The sequence below is a fragment of the Labrenzia sp. THAF82 genome (genome assembly GCF_009363435.1).
GTDB lineage: Bacteria > Pseudomonadota > Alphaproteobacteria > Rhizobiales > Stappiaceae > Roseibium > Roseibium porphyridii.
Map to the genome: position 1 here is coordinate 1,511,485 of NZ_CP045354.1, position 13,874 is coordinate 1,525,358.

14 protein-coding genes are annotated in these 13,874 nt (G+C 56.3%); 7 read left to right on the forward strand and 7 right to left on the reverse strand.

What is annotated here, in order from left to right:
- Positions 1-38: 38 nt before the first annotated feature.
- A complete protein-coding gene (locus FIV00_RS07245; protein ID WP_152500120.1) occupies positions 39-551 on the reverse strand; it encodes a hypothetical protein in 513 nt (170 codons plus the stop codon).
- A gap of 232 nt (positions 552-783) precedes the next feature.
- On the opposite strand from FIV00_RS07245, the gene FIV00_RS07250 reads away from it, so the two are divergent.
- Complete coding sequence (locus tag FIV00_RS07250; RefSeq protein WP_152500121.1) at positions 784-1,662, forward strand: PhzF family phenazine biosynthesis protein; 879 nt, start codon at positions 784-786, stop codon at positions 1,660-1,662.
- Positions 1,663-1,849: 187 nt separating this feature from the next.
- Here the strand turns inward: FIV00_RS07250 and ppk2 are convergent, their stop codons facing one another.
- The 5 genes from ppk2 to FIV00_RS07275 all read right to left on the reverse strand — a co-directional run bounded on the left by ppk2 (position 1,850) and on the right by FIV00_RS07275 (position 5,647).
- On the reverse strand, positions 1,850-2,926 hold the full coding sequence (ppk2, locus tag FIV00_RS07255) for a polyphosphate kinase 2 (protein WP_247649349.1): 1,077 nt from the start codon (positions 2,924-2,926) through the stop codon (positions 1,850-1,852).
- Positions 2,927-3,181: 255 nt separating this feature from the next.
- Positions 3,182-3,658 carry a DUF6505 family protein gene (locus FIV00_RS07260; RefSeq protein WP_152500122.1) on the reverse strand — a complete coding sequence of 159 codons (477 nt, stop codon included), beginning with the start codon at positions 3,656-3,658 and terminating at the stop codon, positions 3,182-3,184.
- 3 nt (positions 3,659-3,661) lie between these two features.
- The gene (locus FIV00_RS07265; protein WP_152500123.1) at positions 3,662-4,363 is read right to left on the reverse strand and encodes a biotin/lipoate--protein ligase family protein; all 702 of its coding nucleotides are present in this window, start codon (positions 4,361-4,363) and stop codon (positions 3,662-3,664) included.
- The gene (locus tag FIV00_RS07270) at positions 4,360-5,451 is read right to left on the reverse strand and encodes an Mrp/NBP35 family ATP-binding protein (protein ID WP_152500124.1); all 1,092 of its coding nucleotides are present in this window, start codon (positions 5,449-5,451) and stop codon (positions 4,360-4,362) included. The genes FIV00_RS07265 and FIV00_RS07270 overlap by 4 nt, the downstream gene beginning before the upstream one ends.
- Positions 5,452-5,458: 7 nt before the next feature.
- Complete coding sequence (locus FIV00_RS07275; RefSeq protein ID WP_152500125.1) at positions 5,459-5,647, reverse strand: DUF6494 family protein; 189 nt, start codon at positions 5,645-5,647, stop codon at positions 5,459-5,461.
- Positions 5,648-5,739: 92 nt separating this feature from the next.
- On the opposite strand from FIV00_RS07275, the gene FIV00_RS07280 reads away from it, so the two are divergent.
- Entirely contained in the window at positions 5,740-6,501 is a 762-nt protein-coding gene (locus tag FIV00_RS07280; RefSeq protein ID WP_209006843.1) for a hypothetical protein, read from the forward strand.
- A 16-nt stretch (positions 6,502-6,517) separates the two neighbouring features.
- Here the strand turns inward: FIV00_RS07280 and FIV00_RS07285 are convergent, their stop codons facing one another.
- On the reverse strand, positions 6,518-8,536 hold the full coding sequence (locus FIV00_RS07285; RefSeq protein ID WP_209006844.1) for a 4Fe-4S binding protein: 2,019 nt from the start codon (positions 8,534-8,536) through the stop codon (positions 6,518-6,520).
- A 151-nt stretch (positions 8,537-8,687) separates the two neighbouring features.
- On the opposite strand from FIV00_RS07285, the gene FIV00_RS07290 reads away from it, so the two are divergent.
- From FIV00_RS07290 to FIV00_RS07310, 5 genes are all read left to right on the forward strand, one after another.
- Positions 8,688-9,257, forward strand: coding sequence for a DUF3305 domain-containing protein (locus FIV00_RS07290; RefSeq protein ID WP_209006845.1), 570 nt, complete (start codon positions 8,688-8,690; stop codon positions 9,255-9,257).
- Positions 9,254-9,934, forward strand: a complete 681-nt coding sequence (locus FIV00_RS07295; RefSeq protein WP_152500127.1) for a DUF3306 domain-containing protein — start codon at positions 9,254-9,256, stop codon at positions 9,932-9,934. The genes FIV00_RS07290 and FIV00_RS07295 overlap by 4 nt, the downstream gene beginning before the upstream one ends.
- Positions 9,935-9,999: 65 nt before the next feature.
- The gene (locus FIV00_RS07300) at positions 10,000-10,608 is read left to right on the forward strand and encodes a molecular chaperone (protein ID WP_152500128.1); all 609 of its coding nucleotides are present in this window, start codon (positions 10,000-10,002) and stop codon (positions 10,606-10,608) included.
- Between the two features lie 57 nt (positions 10,609-10,665).
- Positions 10,666-10,866 carry a twin-arginine translocation pathway signal protein gene (locus FIV00_RS07305; RefSeq protein WP_152500129.1) on the forward strand — a complete coding sequence of 67 codons (201 nt, stop codon included), beginning with the start codon at positions 10,666-10,668 and terminating at the stop codon, positions 10,864-10,866.
- 104 nt (positions 10,867-10,970) lie between these two features.
- Positions 10,971-13,862: a formate dehydrogenase subunit alpha gene (locus FIV00_RS07310; protein WP_152500130.1), complete on the forward strand. Its 2,892-nt coding sequence runs from the start codon at positions 10,971-10,973 to the stop codon at positions 13,860-13,862.
- Positions 13,863-13,874 lie beyond the last annotated feature (12 nt).

Consider the following 13,874-nt stretch of genomic DNA (forward strand, 5'->3'; position numbering starts at 1 on the left):
CGCCCGAAGCTTCTGGAGATTGTCAGAGTTTAGCTTTGTCAGCGGTTCTGCTGACCTTCGACCAGCTTGAGCATGGCAACCATGACGATGCCATAAAGCACGTGGCCGATCAGCGCGACCCAGACGATGCCGCTGAAGTTCAGGAAGAACGGCAATCCTGCGAGCGATGTGATGCCGCCAATCGCAAACACCCAAAGGCCGAAACCGTAAATCGCGGACGGAACGAACCAGTGTGTATCTCCGACAACGCGCTGCCAAAGCGGTGCGAAAATGAACATCCAGCCAATCGGGTAACCAATCAGGCCGACAATGTAAAAATGCACAAAGTAGCCAGCAAAAGCGGTATTGGGCAGACCGAGACTACCAAGAAGGCTTTGCGCCAGACCATGGGGTGACAGCTTTGCAAACCCAAGGGCAGGGCTGATCACCTGGCCCCAAAGGTCAAAGGCTACAGTTGCAAAAAAGCCAGTAATGAACATCAGGCCGAGTGTGTTGAAATTGATTGCCGGCAAGGATGCTGACAGGTTCCTTTCTGAAGTGATGGTCGTCATGTTGCGTTCTCTTTCCAGACTGTGAATTTCGGTGCACTCGTTACTTGGGAATGCTGCCGGTAACATTGAAATAAAATAGAACGCCTGTTCCGTGACGAGTTTGTGAGTGGAAGTTTACCTGCGGATATCCGGTTCAATTTCGTCAGAGCAGTTGACCGGGTTGGGATTTCACCTCAACGCTGATGATGCACATATTTTCAAAGCCAAACCTGTAGCCCGGAAGTTTTGGTTCATGGACAAGCTGCCCGTCCGTCTATATGCCGCCTTCGCCGCCGATGAGCGGGGAGGAAATATCGGGGCAGTGGTATTTGAAGACGGGCCGCTTTGGCCCGATGCCCGCCAGAGAATTGCAAGTGACCTGGGTGCTCCCACGACCGGATTTGTACGCAAGGTTTCAGACAAAGAGTTTCAGACCAGGTTTCATTCCAAATGGTCGGAAATGGATATGTGCGGACATGTGACGCTCGCAGTTTTTGCGGCCCTGCGCGATGATAAAAGGATAGAGCCTGACACCTACATTCAACAGACTTCGGCAGGTGGTATTGTTGTCGACGTCGCCTCAGACGGCTTCGTAACGATGCGTCAGCCATTGCCGAAATTTGATCTGTGCGAAGTTGGCTCAGGCGACCTTGCTGCAAATTTGGGTCTGGAAGCTGACGCACTCAAACGTGTTTCCACCGCGTCGACCGCGCTGCGTCATGTCTTTGTGCAACTTGAAGACCTGGAAACCCTTGCAAGCATTCGCCCCGACGACGCCGCGCTGCGTGGCTTTTGCCGGGATTTTGCCATCGACACTATCGGGGTTTGGTGCTCCACCTATAAGGGACTTGGGAAGACAAAACTTCGCTTGAGAGACCTTTGCCATGGGGTCGGAGATCCGGAGGAAGCAGCCAGCGGCACGACAAACAGTGCTCTTGCTTGTGAACTGGTGCGCTCCAGGTACCTGACACCAGGGGCATCTGGTCAAGCAGTTGTCGTTGCAGAACAAGGTGTTGAAATGGGGAGGCCGAGCATTGTCCGCACAGTGCTGAACACTTCAAACGGTGAGATTACCGATGTCAGTGTTGGAGGCTATGCAGCGCTGCGAATGACCGGTGACGTCGTCCTTTGACAGGGGTTTGTCAAAGCAGTCTTTAAAGGCCCACAAAGGCAATTTTTCCTCTTCGTGGACCTTTCAAGTTGCAGCTTCAGACGCAGTTGCTTCAGAGCCGGTTCTTTGGTGCGGTCGTCGCCGATCTGCTTGGCCAGAACTTCCTTCAGCGCACCTTATCCGGCTCTGCTATCGGCAGTTTATGGCTTCATAGGACGGTGAGTTCCGATCCATCAACGACACGCTTGTCCTTTAGCTCCGGGTGAAGCGTTTTGCCGAGAATATGAGTGTCCTTACCGATCACGTGCTGGCTCGAACCCACAATGAGCGGATCTGGTTCGCCAACGATCCGTCTGTCCTTGTCCGGATAGGGAAGCGAATTCAGAAAGTGCTCCATGCAGTTGAGCCTTGCGCGTTTCTTGTCATCGGATTTGACGATGGACCACGGCGCATCAGCAGTGTCTGTGTAGAAGAACATTGCCTCTTTTGCTTCCGTGTAGTCGTCCCATTTGTCGAGGGACGCCATGTCGATCGGCGACAGTTTCCATTGTTTCAGCGGGTCGGTCTTCCGCTGGTTGAAGCGGCGACGCTGTTCGGTCTGGGTCACGGAGAACCAGTATTTGTAGAGAAGAATACCGTCACGGACGAACATGCGCTCTATTTCCGGGCATTGGCGCATGAATTCCAGATACTGAGACGGGGAGCAAAATCCCATCACTCTTTCGACGCCGGCGCGGTTGTACCAGGACCTGTCGAACAAGATCATCTGACCGGCCGTCGGCAGGTGCTCGATGTAGCGCTGGAAATACCACTGACTCATTTCACTTTCAGTTGGCTTTTGCAGAGCGACAACACTTGCACCACGCGGGTTCAGGTGTTCGGTAAAGCGCTTGATCGTGCCTCCCTTGCCCGCGGCATCGCGGCCTTCGAACAAGATCACCACGCGTTGACCTGTTTCCTGGATCCATTTCTGCGCCTTCAAAAGCTCAGCCTGGAGTTTCGCCTTGCGCTTCTCATAGGCGGCCCGCCGCATCTTTGTGGCATAGGGGTATTCCCCTGTTTCAAAGACGTGAGAGATCGCCTCGGAGTTATGACGCATTTCAGCAAGGTGATGACGTAGGGCCGAGCCGGTAGACGTGGCTTTGGAATTGGCTGCGGGTTGTGTGCTTGGAGAGACTGGAGGCTGGCGCGGTTTGCTTTTGCTTGCTGCCTTTGTGGCGGTAGGTTTGGCGGGTTGTGCAGCGCCGTTTTTTGGGGTGGTTTTCTTTGTCTGCGTATCTGTCACGTGTGTCTCCTCATCTGAATGGCGAGGTGGTAACACGGAAGATCGCAACAAGCATTGATGCCAATCAACTCAGAAGTGACGCAGTGCTTGCCAATTCGTATTAGGTAAATTTCTTTTTGAATTAAGTTTTTGTTTAGAATTTACTAGGGGGATGTTTGTCGCGCTCGGGCTGTGGGTCCTAGCGCGGAACACTCTTGCCACGTCTGAATTTCACTACGAAACAGATATTCCAGACCGGTTTTGTTTGGCCCGGGCTTATTCCATATCTCCGTGCATGGCGACCATATCCAGTTCTGCAGCGGGGGCTTCAATGGTTCGAAAGCTCTCTCTGACACCGCCGTCTGTCAGCTCTCGCTGCACTGCAATGAGTGTGTTTTCAGGATGCTCTTCACAGAGTTCAGCCATATAGGTCAGCTCTTCTGTCGCCACGCCTCTTGCTGCCTCTACGGAAGGGGCCCCATAAACATCGACAAAATGCTGGGCCAGCCCGTCAGCGAGACTGGCGAACTCAGTGTCTTCAATAGGCGTGATGGCCACAAAGGTGACCCGTCCGAAGGTTTCCAGACCGAGCCAGCCATTTGAAAACGCCTGACGAGCTTTGCCGGACAGGTCAGCTTCGGTCCAGTCTGAAAATTCAAACCCTCCCGACAGACACCATTCACCTGTTCGTGCGGGTGAAAAGAAAACATTGCGGTCACTGTCATCGAGATGAATGGCACGGGCAAGTTTCATGGTTCAGGTCTCCAGCCGACTTGAGAGCGGGATCAGTTTTGTGTCCTCATCGACGCGAAGCAGCAAACCGAAATGTTCGTCGACGCCGACAAATGTTCCGGATTGGCCATCGACGTCGATCTGCTCGCCCATATTCTGTGCAAGGGCACGCCAATCGGTGTGAACCGGCCGTGGACCATCTTCCAGCCAACGATTGATCCAGTAAAGCGTATGGCGAACCCAGGCCTCCAGCAGATCGGTCGCAGTGATTTCCGCGCAGCCTTCTTCCGTCAGATACGTCCTGTCGGGCGCTTCTCCCGGGTTCCCGTCGGAACTCGACATGTTGAGTTCCAGTCCGACAACAAGCCAGTCGGGTTCTTCGGTTGGCTGTGTCGTGGACGCCTTGACCCGGAATCGCCCGCATATGGCGCCATTCACCCTGATGCCGCCATCCCATTGCAGGTGAACGGCGACCTCCGGGGGTGCCAGTGCTCCAAGGGCTGCCTGAAGTCCGAGGCCGCAAACCGGCAGTGCAGTCATGGCCGGCTCCAGCGGCATTTCAGGCGTGAAGATCAGACTTGCCTTAAAGACATTGCCGGAGAGGTTGTAAACAACAGTTCCTGCATCGGTGCCGGCAACGGCCAGGGCAGTTGCGCGTTCAAAGGGATCGATAGCACCCGGAACGGCCTCGCCCTGAAACAAGGGGGGCAGCTGAACTTCGCTCACGCCTTGCCTCCCTCAACCAAAGTTTTTGCCAGCTGCCGGAACACGGAAGCTTCAGGCGCGTCCGGCGTCTTGACCGCAAGCGGTGTGCCACCGTCTCCGGCAAGGCGAATGTTCAAGTGCAAAGGTACTTCGGCCAGAAGCGGGACGCCCAGCTTTTCTGCCTCTGCGGCGACGCCGCCATGACCGAACACGTGCTCTTCGTGACCGCATTTGGAGCAGATATGAGTCGACATGTTTTCTATCATTCCGACGATCGGCACATTCATCTGCTGAAACATGTCGATGCCTTTGCGGGCATCCAGCAGTGCCACGTCCTGAGGCGTGGAGACAATGATAGCGCCATCGACAATGAACTTCTGGCTGAGGGTCATCTGAACATCGCCGGTGCCAGGCGGCAAATCGACGATCAGGACATCCAATGCACCCCATTGAACTTGTGACATCATTTGCTGAAGTGCGCCCATCAGCATTGGACCACGCCAGACAACGGCCTTATCACCGGAAGTCATCAGCCCGATGGAAATCAGGGTAACTCCGTGATTGCGGAGCGGCAGGATCATCTGGCCGTCAGGTGACGTCGGTCGTCCGGAGATGCCGAGCATCTTTGGTTGCGAGGGACCATAGACATCCGCATCCAGTAGTCCAACCTTGCGTCCTTCAGCTGCAAGCGCACAGGCAAGGTTTGCAGCGACGGTCGATTTGCCGACGCCGCCCTTTCCGGACGCGATCGCGATCACCCTGTCAATGCCTGGAACCCTTTGCGGCCCTGAAGTGCCAGGTACCTGCGGAATGGGTTTGATCGGTTTGGGTTCCTGCGGATCCTGTTTGGGTTCCGGCTGTTCGGAATGGGACGTCATGACAATCTGGACGTCGTCGCACCCTTCCAGCGCCTTTAGCACCTGACTGGTGTGCGCCTCGAGCTTTTCCATTTCCGCCAAGCGTTTCGGGTCGATCTCCAAGACAAGCCGGACCGAAGCGTCACGCACCTGAAGGGAGCGTATCATGCCTGAAGCTGCGATAGCTTCGCCGCTTGCCGGGTCCTTGACTGTCCCGAGGGCGGCCAGAACGGTTTCGCGTGTCAAAGGCACGTTTCGGTTACCCCTCGATCTCACCGGTCACGACATGTTCCATGCCAAGTTCTTCTATTGTCACAACGGCTTTGACCTTGAAAGTCTTTCCGTCGGAGGAATCGGCCTCGCGAACGGCTTTTTCAATAGCCTGCTGCGAGGTCACACCGACCTGTTTCAGGAATTTTCTCATCGACATGTTGAAATCGTCGCTCATCTTATTCTCCTCCGCAATCGTGAGTGGATTGACGGGCAGCAGATTTCGCACCTAACCTTGGGGCATTAGCCAGCGGCGTGAAGGAGGAGCGCGTGTGCTGCCGTGTCTTAATTGTGCTGTCCTGTGTTCTGGTTCTTCTGACGGGGACGAACCAGGGTGAGGCCCAGTCCCGGTCATTCCGCATGTCGGTTCCGGATACCCTTGTCGCGAGCGGTTTTCTGAAACACCTGCTCCCGCGCTTTTCGCTGAAGAACAGCATCCGAATCGAGCTTGTTGCGGTGGGTTCAGAAGCTGAAGTGCACTTGTCGACCGAGAACATCGGCCGTCCGGTCTTTTCCGGTCTTGGCGAAACGTGGTTTCTGGAGACGCAAGTTTCAGACAATGATCTGGTGGCGCGCTTTACCGATTGGCTCGCCAGCGACGTCGGTCGCAGAACCATCGAAACATTCAAGGCGGAAAGCGGGGCAATTTTTGTGGCGGCGGTTGCAGAGGTCGAGGATACCGGGCCCATTGAAGTGACCGGTGACATTGTGCAAGGCGAAAAATTGGCTGTGATCCATTGCGGGCGCTGCCACATGGTCAATGAAGCCACAAGGCTGTCGACAATCGGTTCGTCGCCATCCTTTGCAGTCATGCGCAGCTTCGCCGACTGGCAAGCCCGTTTTGAGGCGTTTTTCGCGCTCAATCCGCACCCTTCTTTCACCATCATCGACGGAGTGACCGAACCGTTTGACGAAGCCAGACCGCCGCCAATGGTGCCGGTCGAATTGTCGCTCACCGACCTGGAAGCGATCCTGGCCTTCGTGACCCAGATCCCTCCAGCTGATCTCGGCGCACCTATCCAGTACCAGTGAGTTTGACTGTCAGGCCTCAATGGTCGCGCCGCTTGCTTATGTAGTCGTCCGTGGTGCGTACCGGTGTCCGTTCGCCATGGGCAAATGGGTTGTTTTCGGAGTGATACACCGAATTGACACGGCAATCGTCGCACATCTGGATCAGGCGGGCAGCCTTTTCGTTCTGGAACATTGAGTGCTTTCCGGCGAGCTTTTCCGTCAATCGTTCAACCGTTGAGCGAACACCGAAGGGTTTGCCGCATTCCACGCAGTTGAACGGTTCCTCTTCCTTCAACACATGCGGTCTGAGAGCATCGTCGGTCAAGTTCAGACGGGGATCGAGCGTCAAGGCGCTCTCCGGGCAGATATTCACGCAGATGCCGCATTGCAGGCAGGCATCTTCCTGAAAGCGCAGCTGAGGCTGGTCCGGGTTCTCCTTCAACGCACCAGACGGACACAGCGAAACGCAGGATAGGCACAAGGTGCAGCTGTCCACATTCAGTTGAACCGCGCCATAGGGTGCGCCCGCTGGCAGCTCAATCATTTTTTCGTCCGGATTGAGCGCTTTTGCCGACAAGCGGGTGACTTGTCGTCTGGACCCGATCGGTAGGATTGGCTGAATTTGAAGAGCTTCAGTGTCCGCCTGTCCGAGTGCTTCGTCCAACTGGTCCGGGTCCTGTGGCTCGATGACCTTGATTCTTTCTGGATCGCCGATCGTTTTGGCAAGGTCTATCTGGAACGGAATGCCGTCGGTCTCGGTGGTCGGTGACAGCAGTATGGTGACCCCGGCAAAGCCGCTGCCGAGCGCGCTCAGAATTTCAGCATGCCCAAAGCTTGCCAAAGCATCCACTTCCAGGGGCAAAACATCGGCAGGAAGGCCGGACCCATACCGAGCGCTCATACGAATGAGCTCCGCCCCGTGTCCGGCATCGTGCACAAGAAGACGAGGTTCCGTGTCTTCAAGCTTGCGCCACGTCGCAGCAAGCGTCTGGACACGTTTGAAGGTAAAGTCAGCCGATGGGGCATCATATGAGATGGCACCCGAGGGGCAGACCGACGAACAGCTGCCACATCCGGCACAGATCAAGGCGTCAACGGCAACATGATCGCCGGCTGGTGTGATCGCCCCGGTCGGGCACAGATCGAGGCACCGGGTGCATCCGGTCTTTTCTGCCCGCGAGTGTGCACATAATTGTTCGTTCAATTTGACAAATATCGGTTTCTCAAACGTTCCAGTCAGCTGAGACGCTTCGAGTATGGCTTTCGTCATTGCGCCGGTATTGCCGGGATCGGCGCGCAAGTATCCTTCGCGCTTCTCGGGGGCTGGCACCATTGGCGCGTTTCTGCTGAGATCCAGTACGACATCGCATTGTGTCCTGCCTCCCGAGCGAGGCTCGCTGAATGTCATCGGTCCGCGTCCCCCCGGGATACGTTCCTGCAAGGCGTCAAAGGACAGATTGAATTGGCCCAGTGCTCCGGTGACGGTCTTGATGCGACCGCGTACGATGTCGAACCGCCGGTCATCGGTCATCGGTGTTTCAGCTTCAGGGGCCAGCAACACGGTGACGCTCAATATTTCGCAAAGCTGTTCGGCAGCGCTCAGGGCAGCTTCTGATTCGCCAAAAATCAGGCAGGTGCCCTCAGACGTGACATCCATCACCTTGTCACCGCGGGATGGAATCAATGCTTCTGCAACCAGGGCCGCCATCTTGGCCGAGGCGTTCCGGGTGTCGTTGGTCCAACCGGCCCGGTCTCTAATGTCTATGAAACCGGGGTCTTCAGCTTCGATGTCGGCAGCAAGCTCTTCAAAAGCTGTGCGTTCCTGCTGACACGCGATCAGAACGCCACCCTTTTGAAGCGCGTCCTCCGCGATGGCTGCCTCTTTCCGGCAAAGTTCGGTGTAAACTTTCGAACAGGAAATGCCTGTCGCCTGTTCAATCCGCTCTGCATCGATTGTCTGACTCTTCAGACAATCGCACAGCAGCAGCCTCGGTTCCGTCATTGTCTGCGCGTCCTCTCCCCAGGGATCGCCTGCTGCCATCTTCGCATGCGGCATCTCAAGCTCTCCACGTACCATAACAAGGGCGCGTTTCGGCGTACGTCAAGTTCGACTTCTGCCGGGCTTGAAATTTGTTCGCATTGCTGCAGCTTAAAGAGGAAAACAAAACAGCCGGATTCAAAGCCGGGGTGTGGGAGGACCGCCGCTCGTGACTGCGGAGAAAACTCAGACAATGCCTGTCGGGGTCGTCGTCAGACGATTGCCCGGCGTTACTCGTTGGCAAAAGTGGTCTTGGCGACCCGTGTCGCTGTTACCGGGTGCAGGGCCTGCCGATTGGAAAGTGCTCAGACAAGAGGGCGAGGCGGTTGAATACCATGCCGCAACGCTTCCGCTGGAATTGCATCGCGCTGATACGGAAGCCTACCTGACCGCGCTGTCGGACAAGGTGCCTTCTGTTTATGTGGTGCTGCGTCCTGCCGACGAGGTTGAGAGAGATTTGCCTCTCGATGTCATGCTCGTCACCGCCTCTGCATACGAGGGGCAAGACTACGCGGATTCCAGCGAAGTCATGGTGGAAAAGCTCCCAATGCCAGAAGGGCTGGTGGCCTGGATCCGGGATTTCGTCAAGATCCACCACGAGGAAGAGATATTCATCAAACGCAAACGTGACAAAAAACGAATCGATTTGCAGGAAGATGGTGTGGGCGACCCGCGCATACGTCAGCTGAGTGACGTTTACCGTGCGCCTTTGAGAAAACCGAAGGACACGCTGCAATGAGTCAGCAGGACGATGGTGGTTCCGACTTCTGGTCCCGGCGAAAGGCTGCTGTAAAAGCTGCAGAGGCGGCAGAGCGCGAAGATCTTGAGGCTGCTCAGCAGGCAGAGGTGCGTGCAGCACTTGAAGAAAAGTCCGACGAAGAAATTCTGGAAGAACTCGGTCTTCCCAATCCAGATGATCTTGCTGAAAATGACGACTTCTCGAAATTTCTTTCAGCAGCCGTGCCAGAGCGATTGCGGCGGCGCGCCTTGCGCAGATTGTGGACGTTGAACCCGGTTCTGGCCAATATTGATGGCCTTGTCGACTATGGGGAAGATTTTACCGACGCTGCGACTGTCGTCGAAAACCTCCAAACGGTTTATCAAGTTGGTAAGGGCATGTTCGATAAGTTCGCGGAACTTGCCGAGACGGAAACGGAAGCCACGGAAGTTGCCGATGGCGAGCAGGCGGAGTTGGTCGAAGACGCTCAGTCGGAGTTGCAGTGCGAAGAAAATATCGCGACGCAAAACGATTATTTACATGACGGAAAAACATCTTTTCAATTGACGCAAGGTGACTCCGTCGTCCAATCTGGAGAGGAAAGCGTTGTCTCTCTTGATTTGCAAGAAACAGGTGCAGGTGAGTCGCAAGAAGAACCTCGAATAACGAGGCGGAAAATGCGGTTCGACTATACCTAATACTAAAGTCGAAGACTTGAGTTATGTAGATTGATTGCGACGCGCACGAGGGAGGAACCTTGCGGATGTCCGCTGTGGTCAAGGAATACGTGATCGATCCGGAGGATCGGGCACGCGCAGAACTATACGATTTCATAGGGCTCTTGCTGGCCACGCCTGCTGACGCCTCCCTCCTGGCCCAGGTCGCCGGTTTAAAGGGTGACGACACACCCGTTGGTGAAACACTCAACACTCTTGCCAAAATTGCTGGCGTGACCTCCGCCGAGACAGCGGAGCGCGAGTACAACATCCTGTTCATCGGTCTCGGCCGCGGAGAATTGTTGCCCTATGCGAGCCACTATCTCACCGGCTTCTTGAACGAAAAGCCGCTTGCCAACCTGCGCGCCGATATGGCCAAGCGTGGCATCAAGCGCGCGGAAGACAAGAGTGAGCCGGAAGACAATATCGCATCTCTCATGGAGATGATGGCCGGTATGATCATGGGACGGTTCGGCCAGGTGACATCCGTGTCTGAACAGAAAGAATTCTTCAACGCTCATGTCGAACCATGGGCGATCCACTTTTTCACCGATCTTGAAACATCCGCCAGCTCTGTCTTCTACGGTGCTGTTGGATCTCTCGGGCGGCAATTCATGGAGATTGAAGCCGAGGCCTTCGGCATGCTGCCCAACTAGACTTCATGTTGTCAATTTAGGCGGCGGAGCCGCTGCAAGGAGAGGAGGATTGCAACAATGAAACGACCCGAACAGGTGGAGCCCAAAGATGGGGCCGGCCGCCGGGACTTCTTGAAACTTGCTGCCATTTCGGCGCCTGTTGCTGTGGCTGCGACCACTGCTGTAGGGACGGCTGAAGCTGCAGAACCTGACCTCACATCTGAAAAGATGCAGGACACGGCGCATACCCGCGCCTACTTTGACAGCGCCCGGTTCTAACTGGACCCTGTGAATACACCCGGCCGATGGTTGCGTGACGCCCGATGGCCGGTTCACTGACACACCCAGCCGTATCGATTCCGATACAAGCAAGGTAGGGCAAAATGCTTAGGAAAAAGACCAATGGGGTTGCGCGACGCCCCCAAGGTGCAAGTATCCTCAGAGACGCTGCACATAAATCGGTAGACCGCAGAACCTTCCTCAAAGGCTCCGGTATCGCCGCAGGCGGCTTGGCCGCTATTACCGCCACAGGCGGAACTGTTACCAAAGCTCAGGCGCAATCTTCTGATGAAGCCGTCAATTTGGTGAAATCGGTTTGCACCCACTGTTCAGTCGGTTGCACCGTGATTGCCGAAGTGAAGAACGGCGTCTGGACCGGCCAAGAGCCGGGTTGGGACAGCCCGTTCAATCTCGGCGCCCATTGCGCCAAGGGAGCTGCGGTTCGCGAACACGCTCACGGAGAGCGCCGTCTTAAATATCCTATGAAAAAGGAAGGCGGAGAGTGGAAGCGCATCAGCTGGGATGAGGCGATCAACGAGATCGGCGACCAGATGATGAAAATCCGCGACGAAAGCGGACCGGACAGTGTTTATTGGCTGGGATCAGCCAAGCACAACAACGAACAGGCTTATCTGTTCCGCAAATTCGCGGCCTACTGGGGCACCAACAATGTCGACCACCAGGCCCGTATCTGTCACTCGACCACGGTTGCCGGCGTAGCGAACACATGGGGCTACGGCGCCATGACCAACAGCTACAACGACATCCATAATTCCAAGGCGATCTTCATTATCGGCGGCAACCCTGCGGAGGCCCACCCGGTCTCGCTGTTGCACGTCCTGCGCGCCAAGGAACAGAACAATGCGCCGGTTATCGTTTGCGATCCGCGCTTTACCCGTACGGCGGCTCATGCCGACGAATTTGTGCGCTTCCGTCCGGGGACGGACGTTGCCCTCGTCTGGGGCATTTTGTGGCACATCTTCGACAATGGCTGGGAAGACAAAGAGTTCATCCGCACCCGCGTGTGGGGCATGGACCAGATCCGTGAAGAGGTTGCCAAATGGACGCCCGACGAAGTCGAGCGTGTGACGGGCACACCTGGAAGCCAGCTGAAACGAGTGGCCAGAACGCTTGCCAACAACCGTCCTGGCACCGTGATCTGGTGCATGGGTGGTACGCAGCACACCAACGGCAACAACAATACGCGCGCTTACTGCGTGTTGCAGCTTGCTCTTGGCAACATGGGCACTAGCGGTGGTGGAACCAACATCTTCCGCGGCCACGACAACGTTCAGGGTGCGACCGATCTCGGCGTTCTCAGCCATACGTTGCCCGGTTACTACGGGCTGAGCGCAGGCGCATGGGGTCACTGGTCCCGCGTCTGGGGTGAGGATCTCGATTGGCTGAAAGGCCAATTTGCCACCACGACAGGTGCCGATGGCAAAGAAAAGAACCTCATGAACCTGACGGGTATTCCGGTCAGCCGCTGGATTGACGGTGTGCTGGAGGATCCGGCGAATACCGACCAGCCCAATGCGGTTCGGGCCATGGTGCTTTGGGGGCATGCCCCGAACTCCCAGACCCGTATGGTCGAAATGAAGAAGGCTATGGAACAACTGGATACGCTGGTCGTGATCGACCCCTATCCGACTGTTTCAGCCGTGCTGCATGACCGCACGGACGGCGTCTATCTTCTGCCGGCCTGTACCCAGTTCGAAACCCGTGGGTCCGTGACCGCGTCAAACCGTTCGCTGCAGTGGCGTGACAAGGTTGTCGATCCTCTGTTCGAGAGCCTGCCTGACGAAGTGATCATGGCAAAGTTCGCGAACAAGTTCGGCTGGGGCGACCGGCTCTTCCGGAACATCGAAATGGATGATCCGGAAACACCGAACGTCGAGAGCATCACCCGCGAATTCAACGGCGGTCTTTGGACAATCGGCTATACCGGCCAGTCGCCAGAGCGCATCAAGTCGCACATGGCAAACCAGCACACATTCGACCGGACGACGCTTCAGGCAGTCGGCGGCCCGAATGACGGCGAATACTACGGTATGCCTTGGCCGTGCTGGGGTACCGCGGACATGAAACATCCGGGCACACCAAACCTCTACGACATGTCCAAGCCTGTCGCAGAAGGCGGACTGTGCTTCCGTGCGCGCTTCGGCGTGGAGCGGGACGGCGACAATCTGCTCGCTGACGGTGTCTCCAATCCGGGTGCGGAAATCCAGGACGGTTATCCCGAATTCACGATGCAGATGCTCATGGACCTCGGGTGGGACGGCGATCTGACCGACGAAGAACGTGCGTCGATCGAAGGCGTCGCAGGTCCGAAGACCAACTGGAAAACCGACCTGTCCGGCGGTATTCAGCGGGTGGCTATCAAGCATGGCTGTGCTCCGTTCGGTAACGCCAAGGCCCGTGCGGTCGTCTGGACGTTCCCGGATCCGGTGCCGCTCCATCGCGAGCCGCTCTACACGAACCGCAGGGATCTGGTGGCAGATTATCCGACCTATGAGGACCGGAAATTCTACCGCCTGCCGACGCTTTACGCGTCCATCCAGAAGCAGGACTTCTCCAAGGACTATCCAATTGTCCTGACGTCCGGCCGACTGGTGGAATACGAAGGTGGCGGTGACGAAACCCGTTCGAACCCGTGGCTCGCCGAGCTGCAACAGGACATGTTCGTCGAAATCAATCCGCGAGATGCCAACAATCTCGGGGTGCGTGACGGTGCGCAGGTCTGGGTTGAAGGTCCGGAGGGTGGCAAGGTCAAAGTCATGGCCATGGTGACTGAAAGGGTCGGTGAGGGCGTTGCCTTCATGCCGTTCCACTTCGGTGGCCATTTCCAGGGCGAAGATCAACGCTCCAAGTATCCGAAGGGTGCAGACCCGTATGTCCTTGGCGAGAGCACGAACACGGCTCAAACCTACGGCTACGATTCAGTGACCCAGATGCAGGAGACCAAAGCCACACTCTGCAAGATCTCGGCAGCGTAAGGAGGATATGTA

Coding starts and splice junctions, on each gene's coding strand:
- FIV00_RS07245 (WP_152500120.1), bottom strand. CDS start 551: ATGACGACCATCACTTCAGAAAGGAACCTGTCAGCATCCTTGCCGGCA.
- FIV00_RS07250 (WP_152500121.1), top strand. CDS start 784: ATGGACAAGCTGCCCGTCCGTCTATATGCCGCCTTCGCCGCCGATGAG.
- FIV00_RS07260 (WP_152500122.1), bottom strand. CDS start 3,658: ATGAAACTTGCCCGTGCCATTCATCTCGATGACAGTGACCGCAATGTT.
- FIV00_RS07275 (WP_152500125.1), bottom strand. CDS start 5,647: ATGAGCGACGATTTCAACATGTCGATGAGAAAATTCCTGAAACAGGTC.
- FIV00_RS07285 (WP_209006844.1), bottom strand. CDS start 8,536: ATGCCGCATGCGAAGATGGCAGCAGGCGATCCCTGGGGAGAGGACGCG.
- FIV00_RS07295 (WP_152500127.1), top strand. CDS start 9,254: ATGAGTCAGCAGGACGATGGTGGTTCCGACTTCTGGTCCCGGCGAAAG.
- FIV00_RS07300 (WP_152500128.1), top strand. CDS start 10,000: ATGTCCGCTGTGGTCAAGGAATACGTGATCGATCCGGAGGATCGGGCA.
- FIV00_RS07305 (WP_152500129.1), top strand. CDS start 10,666: ATGAAACGACCCGAACAGGTGGAGCCCAAAGATGGGGCCGGCCGCCGG.
- FIV00_RS07310 (WP_152500130.1), top strand. CDS start 10,971: ATGCTTAGGAAAAAGACCAATGGGGTTGCGCGACGCCCCCAAGGTGCA.